Origin of the sequence: Synechococcus sp. SYN20 (genome assembly GCF_014279555.1) — a bacterium.
Classification (GTDB): domain Bacteria; phylum Cyanobacteriota; class Cyanobacteriia; order PCC-6307; family Cyanobiaceae; genus Synechococcus_C.
The window spans coordinates 51,690-75,075 of record NZ_CP047959.1; the positions used below are offsets into that span (position 1 = coordinate 51,690).

At 58.2% G+C, this 23,386-nt stretch carries 21 protein-coding genes; 9 read left to right on the plus strand and 12 right to left on the minus strand.

The genetic code is table 11. The features are described from left to right. Window positions 1-85: 85 nt before the first annotated feature. Window positions 86-898 (minus strand): thiazole synthase, encoded by an 813-nt coding sequence (locus SynSYN20_RS00275; RefSeq protein WP_186525340.1) that lies wholly within the window; start codon window positions 896-898, stop codon window positions 86-88. A gap of 93 nt (window positions 899-991) precedes the next feature. On the opposite strand from SynSYN20_RS00275, the gene SynSYN20_RS00280 reads away from it, so the two are divergent. After that, on the plus strand, window positions 992-1,513 hold the full coding sequence (locus tag SynSYN20_RS00280; protein ID WP_186524259.1) for a hypothetical protein: 522 nt from the start codon (window positions 992-994) through the stop codon (window positions 1,511-1,513). On the opposite strand, the gene SynSYN20_RS00285 is transcribed toward SynSYN20_RS00280, so the two are convergent. The 3 genes from SynSYN20_RS00285 to rpmI form a co-directional block, all read right to left on the minus strand. Beyond that, window positions 1,481-2,056, minus strand: coding sequence for a tetratricopeptide repeat protein (locus tag SynSYN20_RS00285; protein ID WP_186524260.1), 576 nt, complete (start codon window positions 2,054-2,056; stop codon window positions 1,481-1,483). The genes SynSYN20_RS00280 and SynSYN20_RS00285 overlap by 33 nt on opposite strands. A gap of 36 nt (window positions 2,057-2,092) precedes the next feature. Then, window positions 2,093-2,440, minus strand: coding sequence for a 50S ribosomal protein L20 (rplT, locus tag SynSYN20_RS00290; protein WP_006855011.1), 348 nt, complete (start codon window positions 2,438-2,440; stop codon window positions 2,093-2,095). Window positions 2,441-2,512: 72 nt separating this feature from the next. Next, complete coding sequence (gene rpmI, locus SynSYN20_RS00295; protein WP_006855012.1) at window positions 2,513-2,710, minus strand: 50S ribosomal protein L35; 198 nt, start codon at window positions 2,708-2,710, stop codon at window positions 2,513-2,515. A 76-nt stretch (window positions 2,711-2,786) separates the two neighbouring features. On the opposite strand from rpmI, the gene SynSYN20_RS00300 reads away from it, so the two are divergent. Both SynSYN20_RS00300 and SynSYN20_RS00305 read left to right on the plus strand, forming a co-directional pair. Next, the gene (locus SynSYN20_RS00300) at window positions 2,787-4,400 is read left to right on the plus strand and encodes a SpoIID/LytB domain-containing protein (RefSeq protein ID WP_255476303.1); all 1,614 of its coding nucleotides are present in this window, start codon (window positions 2,787-2,789) and stop codon (window positions 4,398-4,400) included. Between the two features lie 6 nt (window positions 4,401-4,406). After that, window positions 4,407-5,810, plus strand: coding sequence for a glycosyltransferase family 2 protein (locus tag SynSYN20_RS00305; RefSeq protein WP_186524261.1), 1,404 nt, complete (start codon window positions 4,407-4,409; stop codon window positions 5,808-5,810). 20 nt (window positions 5,811-5,830) lie between these two features. Here SynSYN20_RS00305 and SynSYN20_RS00310 read toward each other — a convergent pair whose 3' ends face one another. The 5 genes from SynSYN20_RS00310 to tig form a co-directional block, all read right to left on the minus strand. Next, window positions 5,831-7,720: a DNA polymerase III subunit gamma/tau gene (locus SynSYN20_RS00310; RefSeq protein WP_186524262.1), complete on the minus strand. Its 1,890-nt coding sequence runs from the start codon at window positions 7,718-7,720 to the stop codon at window positions 5,831-5,833. A gap of 23 nt (window positions 7,721-7,743) precedes the next feature. Beyond that, window positions 7,744-8,439, minus strand: coding sequence for a lecithin retinol acyltransferase family protein (locus tag SynSYN20_RS00315; RefSeq protein ID WP_186524263.1), 696 nt, complete (start codon window positions 8,437-8,439; stop codon window positions 7,744-7,746). 12 nt (window positions 8,440-8,451) lie between these two features. Continuing rightward, complete coding sequence (gene clpX, locus SynSYN20_RS00320; RefSeq protein ID WP_186524264.1) at window positions 8,452-9,807, minus strand: ATP-dependent protease ATP-binding subunit ClpX; 1,356 nt, start codon at window positions 9,805-9,807, stop codon at window positions 8,452-8,454. Window positions 9,808-9,895: 88 nt separating this feature from the next. Then, a complete protein-coding gene (clpP, locus tag SynSYN20_RS00325; protein ID WP_186524265.1) occupies window positions 9,896-10,585 on the minus strand; it encodes an ATP-dependent Clp endopeptidase proteolytic subunit ClpP in 690 nt (229 codons plus the stop codon). Window positions 10,586-10,631: 46 nt separating this feature from the next. Further along, the gene (gene tig, locus SynSYN20_RS00330) at window positions 10,632-11,981 is read right to left on the minus strand and encodes a trigger factor (RefSeq protein ID WP_186524266.1); all 1,350 of its coding nucleotides are present in this window, start codon (window positions 11,979-11,981) and stop codon (window positions 10,632-10,634) included. A gap of 174 nt (window positions 11,982-12,155) precedes the next feature. Between tig and SynSYN20_RS00335 the strand changes: the two genes are divergently transcribed. From SynSYN20_RS00335 to SynSYN20_RS00345, 3 genes are read left to right on the plus strand one after another with little or no spacing between them, the layout of a single operon-like run. Next, window positions 12,156-13,187 (plus strand): aspartate-semialdehyde dehydrogenase, encoded by a 1,032-nt coding sequence (locus tag SynSYN20_RS00335; protein ID WP_186524267.1) that lies wholly within the window; start codon window positions 12,156-12,158, stop codon window positions 13,185-13,187. 5 nt (window positions 13,188-13,192) lie between these two features. Further along, the gene (dapA, locus tag SynSYN20_RS00340) at window positions 13,193-14,101 is read left to right on the plus strand and encodes a 4-hydroxy-tetrahydrodipicolinate synthase (RefSeq protein WP_186524268.1); all 909 of its coding nucleotides are present in this window, start codon (window positions 13,193-13,195) and stop codon (window positions 14,099-14,101) included. 55 nt (window positions 14,102-14,156) lie between these two features. Further along, window positions 14,157-16,208, plus strand: a complete 2,052-nt coding sequence (locus tag SynSYN20_RS00345; protein WP_186524269.1) for a ribonuclease J — start codon at window positions 14,157-14,159, stop codon at window positions 16,206-16,208. On the opposite strand, the gene SynSYN20_RS00350 is transcribed toward SynSYN20_RS00345, so the two are convergent. Both SynSYN20_RS00350 and tilS read right to left on the minus strand, forming a co-directional pair. Further along, window positions 16,194-17,027: a hypothetical protein gene (locus SynSYN20_RS00350; protein WP_186524270.1), complete on the minus strand. Its 834-nt coding sequence runs from the start codon at window positions 17,025-17,027 to the stop codon at window positions 16,194-16,196. The two genes, SynSYN20_RS00345 and SynSYN20_RS00350, sit on opposite strands and share 15 nt — an antisense overlap. A gap of 9 nt (window positions 17,028-17,036) precedes the next feature. Continuing rightward, a complete protein-coding gene (gene tilS, locus SynSYN20_RS00355; RefSeq protein WP_186525342.1) occupies window positions 17,037-18,032 on the minus strand; it encodes a tRNA lysidine(34) synthetase TilS in 996 nt (331 codons plus the stop codon). A 99-nt stretch (window positions 18,033-18,131) separates the two neighbouring features. Here tilS and SynSYN20_RS00360 point away from each other — a divergent pair, with 99 nt between their 5' ends. The 3 genes from SynSYN20_RS00360 (at window position 18,132) to uvrB (ending at window position 21,526) form a co-directional block, all read left to right on the plus strand. Further along, complete coding sequence (locus tag SynSYN20_RS00360) at window positions 18,132-18,905, plus strand: DUF561 domain-containing protein (RefSeq protein ID WP_186524271.1); 774 nt, start codon at window positions 18,132-18,134, stop codon at window positions 18,903-18,905. 80 nt (window positions 18,906-18,985) lie between these two features. Beyond that, window positions 18,986-19,420, plus strand: coding sequence for a phage holin family protein (locus SynSYN20_RS00365; protein ID WP_186517418.1), 435 nt, complete (start codon window positions 18,986-18,988; stop codon window positions 19,418-19,420). A gap of 66 nt (window positions 19,421-19,486) precedes the next feature. Continuing rightward, the gene (gene uvrB / locus SynSYN20_RS00370; RefSeq protein WP_186524272.1) at window positions 19,487-21,526 is read left to right on the plus strand and encodes an excinuclease ABC subunit UvrB; all 2,040 of its coding nucleotides are present in this window, start codon (window positions 19,487-19,489) and stop codon (window positions 21,524-21,526) included. Window positions 21,527-21,541: 15 nt separating this feature from the next. Here the strand turns inward: uvrB and SynSYN20_RS00375 are convergent, their stop codons facing one another. Then, window positions 21,542-23,344 (minus strand): aspartate kinase, encoded by a 1,803-nt coding sequence (locus SynSYN20_RS00375; RefSeq protein WP_186525343.1) that lies wholly within the window; start codon window positions 23,342-23,344, stop codon window positions 21,542-21,544. Between the last annotated feature and the right edge of the window lie 42 nt (window positions 23,345-23,386).

The window sequence follows — 23,386 nt, forward strand, 5'->3', positions numbered from 1 at the left end:
CCCCTGCTTCTTCATGCTCCTTTACTCCCCGATATGGCTGTTACCTCGCGGCGATGACATGGGCTGGTGCGCGCGTTGTTCGTTGCTAGGCGTTGATGCGTCCACTGGTGGGAGAGCTTGGAGAGGCTTGTGCACGGGTTGGCAGCCGGCCAGCAAGCAAAGATTGGCGTCCTGCCTTCACAGCGGATGCCATCGCTTCTGCCATCAACGGAGGTTGTCCCGCAAGGGCGATGGCGCTGTTGATGAGAACGGCATCGGCTCCCATCTCCATCGCTTGGGCTGCATCACTTGGCACGCCGATTCCTGCATCCACCACCACCGGCACCCTGGCGTTCTCGATGATCAGGCCAATGTTGGCGGCATTGCGCAAGCCCTGTCCCGATCCGATGGGGGATCCCAGCGGCATCACGGTGGCGCAGCCCACGTCTTCTAGGCGCTTGGCCAGCAGTGGGTCGGCATTGATGTAAGGGAGCACTGTGAACCCCTCCTTCACCAGCATTTCTGCGGCTTCCAATGTGCCAAAGGGGTCGGGCAGTAAGTGACGACTGTCTGGGATCACCTCTAATTTCACAAAGTTGTTGTTGTCTTGACCGGCCAGCTTGGCGAGCTCCCTGCCGAGCCTGGCCACCCGCACGGCCTCTTCTGCGTTGGTGCACCCCGCCGTATTAGGAAGCATCCAGATTCGAGACCAGTCAATCGCTTCCATCAGGCCTGCATGGCCCTCAGCGACCGCCTGAACCCGCCGCACGGCAACTGTGACCATCTCGCAGCCTGAGCGCTGCAGGCTGTGCTGCATGGCCTCCAGGCTTGGGTATTTGCCTGTTCCCGTGATCAGCCTGCTGTGGAAGCTGCGCCCTCCGATTTGGAGTGCATCGTCGTGGGAGTGGGTCGGATCCATAGGGGTCAGCTGCGGTTGGGTTGGAGAACCGGATCGTGATGCGGTCAAGCAGGCCGCAACCGCTCTACCGTGCGTCCATCATCTATTCCATGCATGCCCGTTCCTCCCGTCATCGACATACCGGTTGAGATTCAGGCACCGTTTGCGTCCTCCCAATCGTTTGATAGTTCACAACTAGCCATTCCTCTCGAACTTGAGGGATCGGTTGAGAGTTTCGACCCTGTCGCGCGCGCGGCTGATCTGGCTGCCAGCCTGCCTCGCCAGTGGTGCGGAAATTACACCTCCTTTTCGTCCAACTCCACCGTGGATGTGGAATTGACCTTGACCCGTTTAAAGCCAATGGGTCAGATGGTGGATTTACGCGGTGAGATGCGTATTGGCTCGATTTCTACGCCTGTTCAGGGCAATCTCAATGCCAAGTCGGATCAGCTCGATCTTCTGCCTTTGTCTCCTGAGCTCACCGATGACATGGAAATTGGTGGGAGATTTTTAGGACTACAGGATTTTTCACTGGCTGGATGGGAAGCTCCAAGGCTCACCAACCCTGGCGGTCGTCTTGACCTTTCGCGCAGCTGTGCGGTTTCAGAATCCGCGCCCATCCGGGCCCTTTGGTGACGCTTGATTCGAGCTTTTTTCTCTTGCAGCAGAGCGTTCCAAGCGATTTAGTCGTTTGCGCGCTGTTTTGTTTTTAGGGTCAAGAGCAAGTGCTTGGCGGTAGAGGGCACAGGCTTCTTCATTTTCTAGTAAGCGTTCTTGGGCAAAAGCGAGGTTATTCATCGCCACTGGGTAATCCTCTTTGGCCCGTAATGCCGCTTTGTAGTGGCGTACGGCAGTCGTGAAATCTTTCTCTGCTGCCAATGCATAGCCCAAGGCATTTTCAATGAGCGCGCGCGCTTCATCGGGCTCATTGTTGAGCCTTTTAACGGCCTGTCGCAAGGTCACAATCGCCTGAGGATATAGGCGCTTGCGTAATTGAACTGACGCCAGCTCATACAAGGCACCTGCGTCTTTGGAGGACGCGACCTTCTCTTGCTCCATCTTGAGCAGGCTTTGTTCGTCGCGACGGACGCGTAAAAATTGGCGACCGCCGACAACAGCGACGATCGCCAAGAGGCCAATCAGGCCCAATAGATAGGTCTGAGGCAGCAAAGCATTCATGTCAGACCCAAGAAACGTCCCGATGGGGACTGATCATTAACCTTGAGTGGCATTCACGACGTTGGCGAAACTCGCAGGATCAACAACAGCCATTTGAGCCAACATTTTGCGGTTGATCCGCACATCTGCTTTTTTAAGGCCACCAATCAAACGGCTGTAGCTCACGCCATTCATCCGTGCTGCAGCATTGATCCGCGCAATCCAAAGACGGCGGAAATCACGCTTGCGACGACGACGGTCGCGGTAGGCATTGCAAAGCGCCTTCATGACGCGTTGGTTTGCCGTACGGAAAAGTGTTCCGTTGCTACCGCGGAAGCCACGGGCTAAGCGGAGAATTTTATTGCGGCGTTTACGGGCAACATTGCCTCTCTTGACGCGAGCCATGAATCAGATGTGGAGAAATTGAGGGAAAAATGTCTTGCGTGGCTCATCACCTGGCAAGACTCAGGCCTGCGCTCAGGCGTAGGGCATCATCAGCGTGACGCGTTCCTCGTCGGTGCGATCCACCACTGCCTTGGTCTTCAAATGACGCTTCTGTTTCGGCGATTTGTGATCGAGAAGGTGATTATGAAAGGCGCGGCGACGCATGAACTTGCCAGTGCCTGTTGCTTTGAACCGCTTGGCGGCTGCTTTGCGGGTCTTGAGCTTGGGCATGGGTCTGGCTGCACGCGGCATAAGCGACAACCATAGAACGTTGCCTTCCTTAAAGCCAATCAATTCAAGCCACGTCATGCTGAATTCAGTTGCAGCGGACGTGGCGATGACTCCTCCCTTTGGCTGGCTGAAGCGCCGGGTCGTTGTTCCGCTGGCTTTGGTCAGTGCGGTCGCTTGTAGCTGTCGCGCTCAAGAAGCGAGCCTCGAACCCGTCCCTACTGCAGTTTTGACCCATCGAGCGGTGCCATTGCCGCCCAAGGCCAATACGGCGCCTTTATGGGTGGCACTGGATGATCACCTTGGTCGCGGCACCACCACGCAAGCTTCCGGGCCCTTGCTGAGCTTGAGCAGTGCTGGCCAGCAGTCCTTGCGCTTGAGGGATGGAGCCGGAACCGTGGTTGCCGAGGCGAGGTCGCTGCGTCTCAGTTGGCGACTTGCTCCTTTGGCGGAACCTGTAGAGATTGCACGCCAGATTGCCGGCCCCTTCGCCAGTTTTGAATCAGCGGAACGCATTGCGAATCGCTGGCGTGAGCAAGGTGTGGTCGCCCGTGTTGCCCATCCCGGCGACTGGGAGGTGTGGGCACCCATGGATGCTGAGCGGCTCGCTGGGGTCCCGGTGCGGAGATCGGCGCGCACGCTGACAACGGAGATGAAAGCCGTCTTGGAGGGCCCCTCGGGTGGACGCACCTTGCAGGGACCGCTGATGCTGGAGGCTCCAAGCGGTCTGCTCTGGCAGGGAGGCGTTCTGCGTGGCCCATTTCGTCTTCAGCCGGATGCCTACGGCAGCTGGACGTTGCTGGAGCAAGTTCCGCTTGAGCGTTATTTAGAGGGGGTGGTTCCCCACGAAATCGGCGCTGGATCCCCTAGGGCAGCACTTGAGGCTCAGGCGGTGTTGGCGAGAACCTGGGCCCTGGCGAATAGTCATCGGTTTGCAATCGATGGCTATCACCTCTGCAGTGATACGCAGTGCCAGGTGTACAGCGATCCCCGTCAAGCCAGTGCTGCGGTGCGTCAGGCGATTCGTGCGACGGCTGGACAGGTTTTGGCTTGGAATGGTGAGCCGATTCAAGCCTGGTATCACGCCAGTAACGGTGGGGTGATGGCTGGAGGAGACGAGGCCTGGGCGATGGACTCACTTCCATATGTTCAGGCTCGTGCCGATGGATCAAAAGCATGGATCAACGGAATGGTGTTGCCGCTGCAGGACGTCTCCTCCGTGCGTGGCTTGCTGGCGCGCGGCGAGGGTGCCTATGGCACGAATCACCCCCGTTTTCGTTGGTCGCGGACGTACAGCGCTGGCCAAGTGGCCCAGGCTCTACGGGCTGCTGGCTTGTCTAGTGGTGTCCCCAGTGCCCTAAGCGTGCAGAAGAGGGGAGCCAGTGGAAGGGTGCTGGCCCTCGACATCGAGATGGCGGCTGAAGGGCAGGCGGTCATGTTGCGACTGGATGGCATCCGTCGCACCCTGCGCCGCCTGCCCAGCACCTTGTTTGTGATTGAGACACTTGGGCCCGATCGATGGCGTTTTAACGGTGGAGGATTTGGCCATGGAGTGGGCCTCTCGCAAGCCGGCGCCATCGATTTGGCGGCTCGTGGTTGGAGCTTTGAACGGATCCTCAGTCACTACTATCCAGGTACAACACTGACTACGGTCCAGCCGTCTTCAAGCTCTGAACCTGGTCAGGCCCCTTAAAGTCCGATGAATTCGAACGGTGACAGGGTGTTAGCCGCAGGGACAGGCGATCGCCGACGCGGTAAGACAGCCCTGTTTTTGGTGGCTTGCGGTTGCGCTGGAGCAGCACCCCATTGGCTTGACCCCTCCAGGAGTCTCATCCCCTCACTCACGCTTGCGCTCGTGCTCGGTGGGTACTCGCTCAGCACAACGCTACGAGGATCTAACGCGAGCGCCATGCCCGCGAACAGCATCCCTTCAAAGGATGGGGATGGGACCTCAAGTCCTGAGGCGTCCCTGGCCGCCGACCCCGCCGTCATCGAGAGCCTTGCCTCTTGGCCCAATGTGGATGTGGTGGTGGCGGCTAGGGATGAAGAGGCCGTGGTGGCACGGTTGATGGAACGCCTGGGAGCGCTTCGCTATCCAGCCAACCAACTCACCACCTGGATCGTTGACGACGGCAGCGAAGACAAAACACCAGATCTGCTCGATGAACTGAAGCCTCAGTACCCCAACCTGAACGTGATTCGCCGGCAGCGCAATGCAGGCGGAGGGAAGTCTGGTGCGTTGAATGCTGCTTTGGCTCAAAGCAGTGGGGAGTGGATTCTCGTGCTGGATGCCGATGGTCAGATCAGTGATGACCAGTTGGAACGTTTGATTCCTATTGCCGTGATGGGCGATTGGTCTGGGGTGCAGATGCGCAAAGCAGTGACAAACGCCGATACCAACCTGCTCACACGTGTCCAGGCGATGGAGATGGCGTTTGATGCGCTGATTCAGCAGGGTCGCCTGTTGGGTGGAGGGGTGTCTGAACTTCGTGGCAACGGGCAGTTGCTGCGTCGTGATGTGCTGGATGCCTGCGGTGGCTTCAACGAAGACACGGTTACGGACGACCTGGACCTTAGTTTTCGTTTTTTGCTCCAGGGTGCTCGCACAACGCTGCTATGGAATCCACCGGTGCGAGAAGAAGCGGTGGAGACCATTTCGGCGCTTTGGAAGCAGCGACAACGTTGGGCAGAAGGAGGGTTGCAGCGCTTCTTTGATTACTGGCCGGGGTTGCTATCCAATCGCTTAACGGTTGGTCAGCGCCGAGACCTGGCTTGTTTTTTCTTGCTTCAGTACGCCCTCCCTGTGCTCTCGTTTGCCGACTTGGTCACCAGTGCTTTAACGCGAACCTCACCGGTGTACTGGCCCTTGTCGATCGTGGCGTTTGGCGTGTCAGGGGTGGCGTATTGGAGAGGGTGCCGCCGCTGCAGTGAAGGCCCTGCCTTACCTCAACCCGATCCATTCTCATTGCTGTTGGGTATTGCCTACCTAAGCCATTGGTTCTTTGTGATTCCCTGGGTCACGCTGCGGATGGCGGTGCTTCCCAAGAGCTTGGTTTGGGCAAAAACCAGCCATCGTGGGACTGAGGAGACGGTCAAAGCCTGAGCGTTGATGGTTGAAATGGTTTAGTCATTGTCGAGTTCCACATCCAAGATCTGACCATTAAAAAAGTCGGCAAAGCGCTTCACCTTTTCATCCATGATCGAAGGCGGACTCACCTCCGCTGAAACAACGCTGGGCGGTTTCGAGCTTGCGGGAGGTGAACTTGCGGGATTTGAACTTGTTGTGGGCGCTGCTACCTGAGTGATGGGTGGTGTTTGCACATCAGGTATCACCACTGGCGATGGAGGTGCTGGCTTCGGTGGCGACGACGTCGGTAGAGACGGCGTTGGATCTGTGATGGGGGTGGATGGTGTTGATTGCGGTGCGGGCGCGGCGGCTGGCGTTGAGGCCATCGGGGCTGCGCCACCGTGGTTTTCCAAAACCAGTTGTCGGTTCCCGCCGATGGAACGTTTGATGGCTTGCTCCAGCAAGCTGGCCCGGCTTTGCACCATCCCCATCCAGTTTCCAGCCACCTGCACCACAGCGCGATGGGGATCGAGTCGCACCAGTTGCGCCTGCTGTGACAGGAGCATGCGGGTGGAGGGGAGCTCGAGGCTGGCGAGAATTTGTTGCCACAGTTCTGGCAGGTTGTTGCTGTCAGGTGCAGGCTCTTGCGCTGATGGTGGCGTTGGAGCGGGTTCTGAGCTGACGACCGGTTGTGGACTCGTGTTGGGAAGGCTGACGGCTGGTGCTGGTGTTTCAGCGACTGGGGCTGGACCTGGAGCTGTGCTGGTGACCGCCGGTGTGCTGATGGCTGGTGCGCTGCTTAATGGCCTGCTGGCCGGTGCTGCAGAGCTGGGTTTTGCAAGGGCGATCTCGGCGTCAGCAAGGAGGCCCAGCAGCAACACCTCAAGCCACAACCTTGGTTGCACGCTTTGACGCAGTTGCTGTTCGCTGCCCTTCAGTTGTGCCTGCCAGTGCAGAAGTCGCTGACGGCCTAGGCGTTGCGCGAGTGGAGGCAACTGCTCTCGAAATTGTGGTGATACCCCGGTGAGCTCTGGACGGTCCGGTGCAACGGCCATCAACACCAGGTCGCGCAAAATACCTGCCAAACCCTGCAGTACAGCACCGGGATCCCGGCCACGATCCAGCAGGCGTCGGCTCGCCTCGAGCAGCGTGAGCGGTTCTCCCTCTGCAAGCGCTTCAGCCAGGTTGAGAAGTTCTTGCTCTGGAACCGCTCCTAACAGGTCCCAGACCGCATCCGCTTTGATCGGACCCGGCAGGAGGCTGAGCTGATCGAGAAGGCTTTCCGCATCGCGCAACCCTCCTTGGGCGCGCTGGGCCACCACATGCAGCGCCTCTGATTGGATTGGAATCGACTCCTGCTCGGCAATCCAGGCCAAGTGCGCGTTCAAAGCCTCGAGTGGAATGCGCCTGAAGTCAAAGCGCTGGCAGCGGCTCAGGATCGTGGGCAGCACCCGTTGGGGATCGGTTGTGGCTAACACGAACACCACCTGAGGCGGTGGCTCTTCCAGGGTTTTGAGCAGCGCGTTAAACGCGGCTGTGGAGAGCATGTGGCACTCATCCACCACATACACTTTCCAGCGCGCCTGCAAAGGGGCAAACCGGGAGCGTTCGATCAGATCGCGAATGTTGTCGACACCGGTGTTGGAGGCGGCATCGATCTCGATCACATCGAGTGCGGTGCCGCGCGCAATCGTGGTGCAGAGCTCACAAGTCCCGCATGGCTGGGGCGTTGGGCCGTCGTGGCTGAGGCAATTGAGTGAGCGCGCCAGGATCCTGGCGCTGGAGGTTTTGCCGGTTCCGCGTGGGCCGCTGAACAGATAGGCCGGGGCAATGCGTCCGGAGGTGAGGGCATGGCCGAGTGTGGCGGCAATCGCCTCCTGACCCACCAGCTGATCAAACCGTTGAGGACGGTATTTGTGATGCAGCGGCTGATAGGCCTGACTCATGCACTACCCGCAAGACCTTGAGGCTACTCAGCTTGATCGCTGATGGAACGCCCATGTTGCTCGTTGAGCAAATCGCTGATGCGCTGCTCGAGTTCTTCCACGGCTGCGAGTTCATCGGCGAGGCTTTGGCCCGCTTTGAGCAGTTTTCTGCCCTGTCCTCCGTAGCGATCGCTGGCGCCATTGTTTGGGCCGCCGCGGATCCAGCCCTCTGCCTGTTCAAGCGTGCCTTCCAGTTGGTCGAGCAAGCTCTGACGGAGTTTTTTTAATTGCAAAAGGCCGCGGCGTGCGCGATCTCGGGATTGTTCATTCACCAAACCCCGCTTGAGGAGCAATCGCAGCCCTGTGAGAAGTGCTGCAGGCATCAGCTGGCCGATGGCCAAAGCGCCGAGGCTGGTGGTGTGCAGGAAGCTCTCCACTTGGCCGCTCTGATGCCGGCCGGTTTTGCACCAGCTAGCGAAATGTTCGCAGTTGTTGAACAGCAGGTTGTAGCGCTGTTCGCCGATGCGACTCATTGCTCGCCGCAGCGTGACCCCTGCTGGAGATGGACGGTCATGTTCGACAACGCTGGTCTCTAAACCGCGTTTGAACTCCTCCAACGGACTGCGCAGAATTTCTCGTCCTTCGAGGTAATGGGCGATGGTGCCATCGCCGAGATCGATTCCGTGATGCAGAAACAGACCGTGCTGACGCGGGACTGAAAGATGGTCAGCGGCAGCCATTGAGGGTGACGCTCAAGCCGATTGTTTGTGCTGCTTGGTGTCGGGGAGGGGCAGCACTTTGCCACCGGTATGTTCTTCCACCATGGCTTTGGTGATCGTGAAGGATGTCACGGTCTGATCGGAGGGAAGCTCGTACATCAGATCAAGCATCAACTCTTCCACGATTCCGCGCAGGGCTCGAGCGCCGGTTTTGCGACGATGCGCTTCTTTGGCAATCGCCTCAACGGCCTGGGCTTCGAAGTCCAGTTGCACGTTGTCCATGCTTAAGAGCGTGCTGAATTGCTTCACCAAGGCGTCGCGTGGCTCGGTGAGGATCGATTCGAGTGCGCTCTCGTCTAAGGGCTCGAGCACAGCGCTCACAGGCATGCGCCCAATGAACTCTGGGATGAGGCCGTACTTGACCAGATCATCGGGTTCGAGATGACGGAGCACCTGAGCGGCTTTGATATCGCGGGTGGCGCGGTTGCGGCCTCGGCCATCGTTCGGAACAAAGCCGATGGCATTGCGGCCCATGCGCTTCTGTACTACGTCATCCAGGCCGACGAAGGCTCCACCGCAAATGAATAGGATTTGGCTCGTATCGATCTGGATGCAGTCCTGATAAGGATGCTTGCGGCCGCCCTGAGGAGGCACGTTGGCCACGGTGCCCTCCAGCATTTTTAGAAGGGCCTGTTGAACGCCTTCCCCAGACACGTCACGCGTAATCGACGGGTTTTCGCTTTTGCGCGAAATTTTGTCGATTTCATCGATGTAAATGATTCCCCGCTGGGCCTGCTCCACATCCATATCGGCTTTCTGGAGCAGCCTCAACAGGATGTTTTCAACGTCTTCTCCGACATAGCCAGCCTCTGTGAGGGTGGTGGCATCGGCAACGGCGAAGGGAACATCGAGCATTTCCGCCAGGGTTTGAGCCAGCAGTGTTTTGCCGCAGCCCGTTGGACCAATCAGCAGAATGTTGCTCTTGTGCAGGCGGGTGGCCGTTTGGGCGGCTTCTCCTTGGCCATCGCCCTGCCATGCCAGGCGTTTGTAGTGGTTGTAAACGGCAACGGACATCACCTTCTTGGCCGCTTCTTGACCGACGACTTGTTCGTCTAAAAAGCCCTTGATTTCGTGAGGTTTGGGGATTGTGGCCAGCGTTGGAGCAGGCTTGCTGGTCTTGCGTGTGCCGCCTGCAGCAGTTTTTTTGGAGGGTTCGGCACCGTGACGAGGATTGCCTTGAGCGTCGATCAGTTCTTCGTCAAGAATCTCGTTGCAGAGGTCGATGCACTCATCACAGATGTAGACACCAGGCCCGGCGATCAGTTTGCGCACTTGCTCCTGGGACTTTCCGCAGAAAGAGCACTTCAGATGGGCGTCAAATTTAGCCATCGGGCTCTGGACACATCAAACGGAAAGGCAGAACCGGTCGGGGTGGGATCGGACTGGATACATAGGATCGCGGGGGAAGTGGGCTGTGTCAGCCCCCCGTAATGATTCCTTCGCTTCCGAGGTTGTCCACAACGCGATCGATCAATCCGTATTCAACCGCTTCTGCTGGAGAAAGAAAGTAGTCCCGCTCGGTGTCTTCGGTGATTTTGGCGAGCGGCTGGCCGGTATGTTCCGCCATCAAACCGTTCAGGGTTTCCTTAAGAAATAAAATTTCCTGAGCCATGATTTCAATGTCCACGGCTTGACCTTGGGCCCCACCAAGAGGCTGGTGAATCATGATCCGGGCGTTGGGGAGAGCTAAGCGTTTGCCTTTGCAACCTCCGCTCAGCAAAAAAGCTCCCATTGAGGCAGCGAGGCCGTAGCAGATGGTGACGACGTCTGGAGCTACCTGCTGCATGGTGTCGTAGATCGCCAAACCTGCCGTAATCGAGCCACCCGGTGAATTGATGTACACCTGAATGTCTTTTTCAGGGTCTTCCGCTTCTAGAAAAAGAAGTTGAGCAACCAGGGCATCCGCCACTTGGTCGTTCACGTCGGTGCCGAGAAAGATGATTCTCTCCCGGAGCAATCGGGAATAGATATCAAAGGAGCGTTCACCCCGCCCGGACTGCTCCACCACCGTGGGAACCCCTGGAGAGGCAAACGGGGTGTGAGCTGAGACGGGAAGAGTTCCTCGCCAGCGGTTTTCGATTGGGTGGTGGCTGCGGGCGTTGATCACGCGGCGGCGGGCGTTAGGACTAATGAATGCAATCTATGGGCGCCGCTCAGGCATCGGTGGCGCTCGGCTTGTCTTCCTCAGGTGCCTTTTCGCTTACGGTGCTGTTTTCTTCCAGCCAGCCGAGCAGTTTTTCTTGGAGGAGATCCTCGATCACCGCTTGACGGAGACGGTTGGGGTCGATGTCACGCTCACCAGAGAGTTGGGTTGTGACCTCCTTCACTTTGGCGTCAATCTCTGGGTCCTCAAGCTTGAGGCTTTCTGCTTCCGCAAGGGCCGAGAGGGCAAGACTGCGGCGCAAGCGCTCCTCCGCTTCCGGGCGTGAGGTCTCCATCAAGTTGCGGACGAGCTCAGGAGTGAACAGGGATTTCACATCCATCCCCTGTTGCGAGAATTGAGCTGCGGTTTGCTCCACCAGGTTGCGCACTTCCTGTTGAACCAAGGTTTCGGGGAGTTCCACCTCAAGTTGCTCAACGAGAGCAGCGAGCAGGGCATCGCGTCGATTGCTGGTGGTACGGCGTTCCGCGTCATCCTTCAAACGCTTTTCAAGGTCAGAGCGGAGCTCTGCCAACGTTTCCTGTTCGCTGGCTTGTTTGGCGAAGTCGTCATCCAAGTCGGGAAGCTCTCTGGTTTTGAGATCCTTCAGTTCGATCTCGAAGCTGGCCTTGCGTCCGCGCGCATCTTCCTTGGGGTAGTCGTCAGGAAAATTGCAGGCCACGGTTTTGCTGTCACCAACGGCCATGCCCACAACGCCTTCAATGAACCCGGGGATCATGCGGCCATGCTCGAGGTCCACGTCCATCGACTCGGCGCTGCCGCCTTCGATCTCGCTGCCGTCGTCGCTGTAGGTGCCCTTAAAACCAACCACAGCGATATCACCTTCCGCAGCCTTGCGGCCCTCCACCGGAACCACGGTGGCGAGCTGACGACGGGACTGCTCGAGCATGTCGTCCACTTTTGCGGCATCGAAGCTGACGCTCTCCGCTTCTGCTTTCAGCCCCTTCGTGGTCTTCAGGGTTGGGGTGGGAGCCACATCGGCTTCAAAGGTGACGGAAAGGGGCTTTCCGGGTTCAAAGGCCTCCAGCAAGGCTTCATAGCCGCCATCCACTTCGGGTTGGCCTAGGGCTTCAATCGTTTCCTGCTTGATGGTGTCCCGCCAGATGCCATCCACGAGGTTCTCGAGTGCGGTGGCGCGAATGCGCAGTCCGCCAAGTTGTTGCACGAGAACGGAGCGAGGCACCTTGCCTTTGCGGAATCCAGGCAGATTCACGCTGCGGCTGAGCTGTGAGATCGCCGCTTCGTAACTGGCTTGGCTGCGTTCGGCTGGAATCGCTACTTCAACGGCCAGACGGCTGCCGGGGCGGGCTTTGGAGGTGACCTTCAGGCTGGCGGCACTCATCGGCGGCGTTTAAGAGCAGACCCATCACCTTAATTAAGTGCGAGTCCTTTGCCATCCGCGTAAGCTGATCGGAACGCTTTAGCAATTCCCTGCGGCGTCACAACGTCGGGGATCGATGCAGTGAGTGGCAAGTAGCCACGTTTAAAACCAGATTTTTGTTCCAGTTTCATTCGTTTGATTTCCGCCGCGCCATTCCCCAACCGTCCACTCACCGTTGCAGTGCTGGGTGCCAGTGGTGCCGTTGGTCAAGAGCTTCTCCAGCTTCTTGAGGAACGCAATTTTCCAGTTGCTGAATTGCGTCTTTTGGCGTCCGCTCGCTCTGCAGGGAGTCGCTGTTCATGGAAGGGGCAGGAGCTCGTGGTTCAAGAGACCACAGCCAAAGCCTTCCAGGGGGTTGATTTGGTGCTCGCTTCGGCAGGCGGCTCGGTGTCCAAGGCTTGGCGCGAGGCGATCGTGGCGTCGGGAGCCGTGATGGTGGACAACTCCAGCGCCTTCCGGATGGAAGACGGCGTGCCTCTTGTGGTTCCCGAGGTGAATCCAAATGCTGCGCAGCAGCATCAAGGCGTGATCGCGAATCCCAACTGCACCACCATCCTGTTGAGCTTGGCGTTAGCGCCGCTGGCGTCGCGCCGACCTTTGCGTCGCGTGGTGGTGAGCACCTATCAATCGGCCAGTGGTGCCGGTGCCCGAGCGATGGATGAGCTTCGTGATCTCTCCCGGGTGGTGCTTGATGGAGGCACCCCCACCAGCGAGGTGTTGCCCCATTCGCTTGCGTTCAATCTTTTTTTGCATAATTCACCGCTTCAGCCAAATGGGTACTGCGAAGAGGAGCTGAAGATGGTGCATGAAACCCGCAAAATCATGGGCCTCCCCAACTTGCGCTTTACAGCAACGTGCGTGCGGGTTCCTGTGTTGCGCGCTCACTCAGAAGCGGTCAATGTGGAATTCGATGAGCCGTTCCCTGTAGAGGAGGCTCGTTCACTCTTAGCTGCTGCTCCTGGTGTTGAGCTACTCGACGATTCCGCTCACAACCGTTTCCCCATGCCAACCGATGTAACCGGTCGTGATCCGGTGATGGTGGGGCGGATTCGTCAGGACATCAGTGAGCCAAACGCTCTTGAGTTTTGGCTATGCGGTGATCAGATTCGCAAAGGTGCCGCTCTGAATGCCATTCAAATTGCCGAACTGCTTCTCCCTTCTGTTTGATCCTTATGAGTACCGCTGCTGAACTTTCTCCCACCCCGTTTGGCCGACTGTTGACGGCAATGGTGACCCCCTTCGATGCTGAGGGCAGCGTGGATTTGGCCTTGGCAGGTCGTTTGGCCCGTCATCTCGTCGAGGAAGGTTCAGAGGGGCTTGTTGTTTGTGGCACCACGGGTGAATCACCAACCCTGAGCTGGCAGGAGCAAGTCAAGATGCTGGAAGCGGTCCGTCAAGCCGTTGGACCTGGTGTGAAGGTGCTTGCCGGTACTGGAAGCAACAGCACAAGTGAAGCGGTGAAGGCGACTCGAGAAGCGGCGGCGGCTGGCGCTGATGGTGCTCTTTTGGTTGTGCCCTATTACAACAAGCCTCCCCAAGAGGGCTTGGAAGCGCATTTTCGAGCGATTGCGACAGCGGCTCCCGAGCTACCACTGATGCTTTACAACGTGCCTGGACGCACTGGCACGAGCATGGCTCCGGCCACGGCAGCTCAACTCATGGATTGCGCCAACGTGGTGAGCTTCAAGGCAGCCAGCGGTTCGATTGAAGAAGTCACCGAGCTGCGTTTGGCCTGTGGACCTCGCCTCGCCGTGTACAGCGGTGATGACGGCTTGCTCTTGCCGATGTTGTCCGCTGGTGCTGTCGGTGTGGTGAGTGTGGCCAGTCATGTTGTGGGCAGGCGTCTGCGCCACATGATTGATGCGTTCCTCAGCGGTCAGAACGCTGTTGCCCTTGGTCAACACGAGCAGTTAACGCCGCTCTTCCAGGCCCTCTTTGCCACCTCAAACCCCATCCCTGTGAAAGCTGCTCTCGAGCTGAGTGGATGGCCAGTGGGTGCTCCTCGTCTTCCTTTATTACCCCTTAATTCAGCCATGCGCGATTCCTTAGCCCACCTTCTCACTGCCCTGCGTCAGACCTGACGCTCCGGCTGCCGATTCAGATTTTTCGTTTTTAACTTCCCTTGCGTTCTTATTCATGACATCCACTCTCTCTAAAACCAAGCAGGCCTGTCTCCGTGTGATTCCACTGGGTGGATTGCATGAGATCGGCAAGAACACCTGCGTGTTCGAGTACGGCGACGATCTGATGCTTGTGGATGCCGGTTTGGCATTCCCCAGTGACGGCATGCACGGGGTGAATGTGGTGATGCCCGACACCAGCTTCCTGCGTGAAAACCAGAGTCGGATCCGCGGCATGATCGTGACCCATGGTCATGAAGATCACATCGGTGGAATTGCGCACCATCTCAAGAATTTCGACATCCCAGTGATTTATGGGCCTCGATTGGCCCTGTCCATGCTCACTGGAAAAATGGACGAGGCTGGTGTCACCGACCGCACCACCCTCCAAACGGTGGGTCCCAGAGACGTGGTGAAGGTGGGTCAGCACTTCTCGGTGGAGTTCATTCGCAACACCCACTCGATGGCCGACAGCTTTTCGCTGGCGATCACGACCCCAGTGGGCACTGTGATTTTCACGGGTGATTTCAAGTTTGATCACACCCCTGTGGATGGTGAGCACTTCGACCTGGCCCGTCTTGCCCATTACGGCGATCAGGGTGTGCTGTGTCTGTTCAGTGATTCCACGAATGCGGAGGTTCCTGGCTACTGCCCACCTGAACGCTCCGTGTTCCCCAACTTGGACCGACATATCGCTGAGGCGGAAGGACGGGTGATCATCACCACCTTTGCCAGCTCGATTCATCGTGTCTCGATGATTCTTGAGCTGGCGCTTAAAAACGGACGCAAGGTGGGTCTACTTGGGCGATCCATGCTGAATGTGATCGCTAAGGCCCGTGAACTCGGCTACATGCGTGCACCGGATGAGCTGTTTGTGCCGATCAAGCAGATCAATGATGTGCCAGACCGCGAGACGCTGTTGCTGATGACAGGTAGCCAGGGTGAGCCTCTGGCAGCGTTGAGCCGGATCTCCCGTGGTGATCATCCTCAAGTGAGGGTGAAGAGCTCCGACACGATCATTTTCTCGGCAAGCCCGATTCCAGGAAACACCATTTCAGTGGTGAACACGATCGACAAATTGATGATCTTGGGAGCCAAGGTGGTGTACGGCAAGGGTGAAGGCATTCACGTGTCTGGCCACGGCTTCCAGGAAGACCAAAAGCTGATGCTGGCCCTCACGCGTCCGAAGTATTTCGTGCCTGTGCATGGTGAGCACCGCATGCTCGTGAAGCATGCCCGCACCGGTCATTCGATGGGGGTGCCAGAAGACAACACGCTGATCATCAACAACGGTGATGTGGTTGAGCTCACTCCGGATTCAATGCGCAAAGGCGATCCCGTGAAGGCTGGCATTGAGCTGCTCGATCAGTCTCGCAACGGAATCGTGGATGCACGTGTGCTGAAGGAGCGTCAACAGCTGGCCGTTGACGGGATCGTGACGATCCTGGCTGCGATCAGCACCGATGGGGCGATGGTGGCTCCGCCTCGTGTGAATTTGCGCGGTGTGGTCACCACAGCGGATGCGCGCAAGATGTCGCTGTGGACGGAACGCGAAATCAAGTGGGTGCTTGAAAATCGTTGGAAGCAGCTCTGCCGCACTGTGGACGGAGCTTCTCCTGAAGTGGATTGGATGGGTGTCCAGCGCGAAGTGGAAGTGGGCTTAGGCCGGCGCATGCGACGCGAGATGCAGGTGGAGCCCTTGATCCTTTGTTTGGTTCAGCCGGCCCCTGGTGGCACACCGGTCTATAAAGGCCGCGCTGATGCAGAGCCTGATACCCGTCCCGCAGCCCGTGGGCGTGGCGGTCGTCATGGTGGTCCCGGCCGCGACAGCGGGAATGGCCATGGTCGGCGTGATCCCAATGCTGCCCCGGCTCGAGTTGTGCCTTCGCGTGTGATTGGATCACCGGCCCCTGCAGCAGCAGTGGCTGCTCCAGTAGCAGCAGCGATGCCAGCGTCCACTCCAGCCCCGGTGAAAGAGCCTGTTGCAGCGACGGTGGTTGTGACCCGCGATCCGGAGCCGGAGATGCCAGCAGGACGCACCCGTCGTCGTCGTTCAGCGGCGGCGTAGGGAATGCCAGGCCAACGCCAACCGTTTTTGTAAGGGAATGGGTATCAGCGGATCGCCATCAGCTGCCTGTGCTGATGGCGATCCGAGTTGGGCAATGTGCGTCAGGTTGACGCGCATCAGTCCGGCCTCCAAGCGTTTGGGGTCGGTATCAAAGGTGCGTGCGAGCGATGGAGTGGAAGCCTGGTCAGGGGCGTGCTTCAAGTTCACTGGATGTTCAGCCTGTTCTTGAGAGCTGATCAATTCTCTTGGCTGTTGCAATCCAAGTTGCTGTTGCGACACCTTGGGCTGATCCATCTCAGCCTTCAGCCAGGGCATGGCCGTTTCGATCGTTTCAGTTGCGGGCTTGTCTGCCGCTGTGCGCTTGGCTTTCGCTGTGCGTGTTGAGGTGGCGTTCAAAAACGGATCACGGATGAGATCGCTACTGGCTGGCTCGCTCGTCACCTTGCCAAATGGACTGGATGCCAGCTCTTCTGCAGCAGGGGCAGACACAGCAACATCAATGACAGGTGAGCGCTCCAGCGCTTCGCTGAGGCCTTGTTGAGCAAGTTCCCGCAGCGTGTCTGGCGGTTCGCTGGCAAGCACGAGCCGGTAGAACTCTGCGCTCTGGCTTGCATCATCCTTTCCATAGAGGTGGATGTGGCCGAGTAGAAGGGCGACAAAGGCTCTCCAGGCCAGAGTCGCGTCCCGTTCTGCTCCTGAGGCAGGGAGGGGTTCCAGTTCTCCCAGCAGTGGACGAGCCAAATCGTCGGCTTTGTCGAACTCACTAGCGCTGTAGGCCTGCTCAGCGGCGACGTATTGCTCCTGAAAATTAGCGTCCAAGCGAGGTTGTTATGGCTTGCTCACTAGTTGTACCGAGTCTTGGGTCCATTGCAGAGTCTTTTGCTCTGGCAAGGAGCGGCTTCCGGGGGAGCGACCAGGGCCAATCGCCAAACTCAGGCTGTCGAGTTGGCTGGCGGAGAGGGCACCAACGCCTTGTTCTTGCAGCCAAGAATGGAGCAACAGCCGACGGGTGGCTTCTGGCAAAAGCTTGAGTGCGTTGCGTTGCAAGCCGCGTTCACAACGCAGTTGTTCGAGGGCCAGGTTGGCCAGGGTGCGTTGGCTGTCCTCTACTTGAGACACGCGCTCGCTGAGTTGGGCGATGCGTTGGCTGCAGCCGGGATGCAACTCCTCCAGTACCGGAAGCACCTCATTGCGGATGCGGTTGCGGCTGAAGGCCGGATTGGCATTCGACGGATCAAGCCAAATGGGCAGTTGTAAGTCCTGGCAGATCTGGGCGGTGTTGTCTCGACTGAAGCTCAAAAGGGGGCGCACCAGCCGAGGGCCGGTTGGGTCATTGTTTTGTAGTGGTCTGATCGGCCGCAAGCTGCCAAGGCCAGCTAGATCCGTTCCTCGGGCCAACTGCAGAAGCAATGTTTCTGCCCGGTCGCTCGCGGTGTGAGCGGTCAGAACAGTGCGGCAGCACAGCTGCTGGCTCAGGACGGCCAGTTCTTGGTAACGCCAGGATCGAGCGCTGGCCTCTGTTCCTGTGTTTTCCCTCGTGGTGTGACTGATCTGAAGATCCAGCTTCTGGTCTTGGCACCACGCGTGGAGTTCGGAGGCAATGGTTGCTGATTGAACGTGCCAACCATGGTCGCCGTGCCAGAGCTGGAAATGCCAATGGTGTAGATGATGAAGCCCCAGGAGCAGGCCGAGTAAGGCCATGGAGTCTTGACCGCCGGAGAGAGCGACCAGCAATGTTGTCCCCTTGGGAAGCAGGTTCGGTTGCCTGAGCAGTTGGCGGTGCAGCGTGTCGTGCCAAGGCAACCAGGATTGGGAGGCAGCCATGGTTTGGCTAGCGAGTGGAACAACAGAGAATTGATCTTGCCTGTTCTCGGGCGGGATCACACCCGCGGTGTGAGAATGATGGAATCTGATTTCGCTGGGATGACCCGCCTTTCTCTGCTGCCCGCTGAGCTTCGCCGCAGCCTGGAGCAGCGAACCGCACTCAAGGTGATCGCCGGTTTGATGAACTTCGATCGCTCCAACGTGGCGATGGTGGCGGCTGCCGCGGGCCGCGGCGGTGCTGATTTGATTGATGTGGCCTGTGATCCAGAGCTGGTCACGTTGGCGATCGAGGCCTCCGCTGGTGTGCCTGTCTGTGTGTCTGCGGTGGATCCTGAGCTGTTTCCGGCCGCTGTGGCTGCCGGCGCGGCAATGGTGGAGATTGGCAATTACGACGCCTTTTATCCCCAAGGCCGGATCTTTGATGCCGCTGAAGTGTTGGCGATCACGCGCCAAACCCGCCAGCTGCTTCCCGATGTGGTGATGAGCGTCACGGTGCCTCACGTGCTGCCGCTGGATCAGCAAGAGCAGTTGGCTGTGGATTTGGTGGCAGCCGGTGCTGATCTGATTCAAACCGAAGGCGGCACCAGCGCGAAGCCGTTCAGCCCTGGAAGCCTTGGATTGATTGAGAAAGCAGCTCCTACTTTGGCCGCTTCCCACAGCATCAGTGCTGCGCTACATCAGGCGGAGTGCGCTGTGCCCGTACTCTGCGCCTCTGGATTGTCTGCCGTCACCGTGCCGATGGCGATTGCGTCTGGCGCTGCTGGTGTGGGAGTGGGATCGGCGGTGAATCGCCTCAACGATGAGCTGGCGATGACCGCTGTGGTGCGCGGGCTGCGTGAGGCTTTGGCTCGTCCAGTGATCAGCCGCGTCTGATTTCGCTGCCTAGCCCCATCGCTGGTTTGGGCGGTTTCGCTAAAGATTCCTAGCTTGCGATCAGTGATGGTTGGACTTTGATGGGAACGCTTGGCTGGTTGCTGCAATGGCCGATTCGAGCCCTCGTGCTGCTTGTCGTGGCAGCGCTTCCGCTTGGCGTGGAACTGGCCAGCTTCGGTACGGCGCTGTGGGCAGCGGTGTTGATTGGCCTGTTGGGCACGCTGCTGATCCTGCCGCTCAAAGTGGTGATGGGTCCGGTTTGGGCCATTACCTCGCTAGGCGGGTTGATTTCGCCGGTGTCGTTTCTCTTCAACTGGATGATTACGGTCATCCTATTTGGCTTGGCCGCTTGGCTGATCCAAGGCTTTCGCCTCAAGAACGGTCTGATCAGTGCCATCTGTGGCGCAGTTGTGTACAGCGTGATCAGTGCCATGGTTTTGCGTGCCCTTGGCCTTGCCGATGTGGACTTCACCAGGGCCGCTCTGATCGGATCGTTGGCGTTTGGTGCTGAGTAAGACGCCGATGCTTTGGCAATCGCCGTAGCCTGATCAGCCTTCCTCCAGGCTCGACGCCACCGGATCATGCCCGCTTACGAGCTATCGGCGCCTTACACCCCGAAAGGAGATCAACCCACGGCGATCGCCAAATTGGTGGAGGGTGTGAATGGAGGAGAGCGTTATCAAACGCTTCTCGGAGCCACGGGTACGGGCAAGACGTTCACGATGGCCAATGTGATCGCCCAAACCGGACGTCCTGCTTTGGTGTTGGCCCACAACAAAACCCTGGCGGCCCAGCTTTGCAACGAGCTGCGGGAGTTTTTTCCGCACAATGCTGTGGAATATTTCATCTCCTATTACGACTATTACCAACCGGAAGCCTATGTGCCAGTTAGTGATACCTATATCGCTAAAACTGCATCAATTAACGAAGAAATTGATATGTTGCGTCACTCCGCGACGCGATCATTATTTGAGCGCCGTGATGTGATTGTGGTGGCCTCGATTAGTTGCATCTATGGGCTTGGAATTCCAAGTGAATACCTCAAAGCTGCTGTGCCATTCAAGGTGGGTGAAACTTTAGATTTGCGCGGATCTTTACGCGATCTGGTGAACAATCAGTACAGCCGCAATGACACAGAGGCGGGGCGTGGACGTTTTCGTGTGAAGGGCGATGTTCTGGAGATCGGTCCTGCCTATGACGACCGATTAGTGCGTGTTGAGCTCTTCGGTGATGACGTCGAAGCGATTCGCTATGTGGATCCAACCACTGGTGAAATCCTCCAAAGTTTGGACGCGATCAGTATCTATCCAGCCAAGCACTTTGTGACACCAAAAGAGCGTCTCAATGATGCCGTTAAGGAGATTCGTGCGGAGCTAAAAGATCGCCTTGAATTTTTGAATGGTGAAGGGAAGTTGCTTGAGGCTCAGCGTTTAGAGCAACGCGCTACCTACGACCTGGAGATGTTGCAACAAATTGGGTATTGCAATGGCGTAGAAAATTATGCGCGTCATCTGGCAGGTCGTGAGCCTGGATCGGCTCCGGAATGCCTGATTGATTATTTCCCAGATGATTGGTTGTTAATCGTGGATGAAAGCCATGTGACCTGCTCTCAGCTTTTGGCGATGTACAACGGCGATCAAGCCCGCAAAAAGGTGCTGATTGACCATGGCTTCCGTTTGCCGAGTGCCGCTGATAACCGGCCTCTGAAGTCGGAGGAATTTTGGAACAAGGCCAAGCAGACCGTGTTCGTGAGCGCAACTCCTGGTAACTGGGAGATGGAGATCAGTGAAGGTCAGATTGCGGAACAGGTGATTCGTCCCACTGGGGTACTGGATCCTATTGTTGAGGTGCGGCCCACCACCGGACAAGTGGATGACTTGTTGGGAGAGATTCGTGATCGTGCCTCCAAAAATCAGCGGGTGTTGGTGACCACGCTCACCAAGCGCATGGCAGAAGACCTCACGGATTACCTCGCGGAAAACAAAGTTCGTGTGCGCTATTTGCACTCCGAAATCCACTCCATTGAGCGGATCGAGATCATTCAGGATTTACGTCTGGGTGAATACGACGTGCTCGTTGGCGTGAATTTGCTGCGGGAAGGATTGGATCTTCCTGAGGTGTCGCTGGTGGCGATTCTTGATGCCGACAAGGAAGGTTTTCTGCGGGCCCAGCGCTCTTTAATTCAGACGATTGGACGTGCAGCACGGCATGTGGAAGGTAAGGCGTTGCTCTATGCCGAGAACATGACGGAGTCCATGGCCAAGGCGATTGAAGAAACCGAACGCAGGCGCAAGATCCAGCACACTTACAACGAAAAGCACGGCATCACGCCCACGCCTGCTGGCAAGAAGGCCACAAATTCAATTCTTAGTTTTCTGGAGCTATCACGCAAACTCAAGGCCGATGGCCCCGATGCAGATCTGGTCAAAGTGGCTGGTAAAGCGGTTCAGGCTTTGGAGGAAGACAGCGCTGGATTGGCTCTCGATGCTCTGCCTGAACTCATCGATCAACTTGAGCTGAAGATGAAAGAGTCAGCCAAGAAGCTCGACTTTGAGGAGGCGGCCAACTTGCGTGATCGGATCAAGAAGTTGCGCCAGAAGCTGGTGGGAAGCAGCAGATGAGTGGGCTTTCGTGAGTTAAGCCTCAAGCGGTGACTCTGTGCCCTGCGCTTGATGGCATTCAGATCCACCGAGTTGGAAGCCAGCATGAACGGCCTCTAAGGCCTTGATGCCATCGGATTCAGCCACCACGCAACTGGTCCGGATTTCGCTGGTGGCAATCAATTCGATGTTCACACCAGCTTCAGCGAGGAAGCGGAACATGCGCCCTGCCGTTCCTGCGGTGGCAGGCATCCCAGCGCCGATCGCGCTGACGCGGGCAATGGCAGGCCCATCTTCAAGAACGGCGCCAGGCCATTGGGCAAGGAGCGGCGCGAGGGCTTGATCCGAGGCTGCTCGGTCCTCGCGTTTCACGATGAAGCTGATGTCACGGCTGCCATCGCGGTGCTGCCGTTCGGATTGAACGATGGCATCAAGGCTGATGCCGGCGTCAGCGAGCGCGGAGCAGAGGGCCCCTGCCATCCCCGGTCGGTCGGGCACATGACGAACGCTCATTTGCGCTTGATCGCGATCGAGGGCGACGCCCCTCACCTCCGGTTCGCCCTCTCCGCTGGCCGGAGGGTTGATGTGTTGCTGCTGTGTGCTCAGCTCAAAGGCCTGTTGCGCGGCTTGCAAAGCCTTGCCTCCCATGGAGGCGTCCACCACACAGCTCACCTTCACTTCACTGGTGGCGATCAAACGCAGGTTGATTCCTTCTCTTGAGAGCGTGTCGAACAAGCCAGCGGCGATGCCAGGGCGGCCCATGATCCCAGCGCCCCTGATGCTCAGCTTGCTCATACCGCCGTCTGAGCTGAGGTTGCCGCCAAGGCTGTCCACCAGCGTGGTGCAGATGCTGCGTGCTTGATCGAGATCCGCTTCCGCCACGGTGAAGGTGATGTCGTTGCTGCTGCCCTCATGGGTGGCCTGAATGATCAGATCCACGTTCACGCCTCCTGCAGACAGGCTTTCGAACAAGCGGGCAGCAACCCCTGGCTGATCAGGCACGTGCGAGAGGGCCAGCACGGCTTGATCTTCGAGGAGTTCCACACCATCAACAGGACGGCCAAGTTCTAAGCCATCGCGGCCGATCGGTCTGGCATTGCGACTGGTGAGTGTGGTGCCTGGTGCATCGCTCCAGCTGGAGCGCACCACCATGTTCACGCCGTAGTTGCGGGCGATCTCAACGGCACGGGGGTGGAGGACCGCGGCGCCCAGGCTGGCGAGTTCGAGCATTTCATCGCAGCTCACTTGTGGCATCAGTTGGGCGTTAGCCACCTTGCGCGGATCGGTGGTGAGGACCCCTGGCACATCGGTATAAATTTCGCATGCATCCGCACCTAGAGCTGCGGCTAAGGCAACGGCTGATGTGTCAGAACCTCCGCGGCCGAGGGTGGTGATTTCGGCGGTTCCGCCGCGGCTGAGGCTGGTGCCTTGGAAGCCAGCCACCACCACCACTTGCCCTTCTGCCAGCCGGGCGCGTAGCCGGTCGGTGCGCACATCGAGGATGCGGGCCCGGCCATGGGCGGATTCGGTCACGATCCCCACTTGGGCTCCGGTCATCGAAACAGCTGGCACGCCTAGTTCATGCAGGGCCATCGAGAGCAGGGCGATCGAGACCTGTTCGCCGGTGGAGAGCAGCATGTCCATCTCCCGCTGCGGCGGTGCGGCGCTGATCGCTTTGGCTTTGGCGGTGAGCTCGTCTGTGGTGTGACCCATCGCCGACACCACAATCACCAGATCATTGCCCTCTTCTTTGCAGTCGGCGATGCGCCGGGCGACGGCCTGCAGGCGTTCCACGCTGCCGACGGACGTACCGCCGAACTTCTGCACCAGCAGGGCCATCTCAACGGTCTCCAACAGCTGGGGATCATCTCATTTTAACTG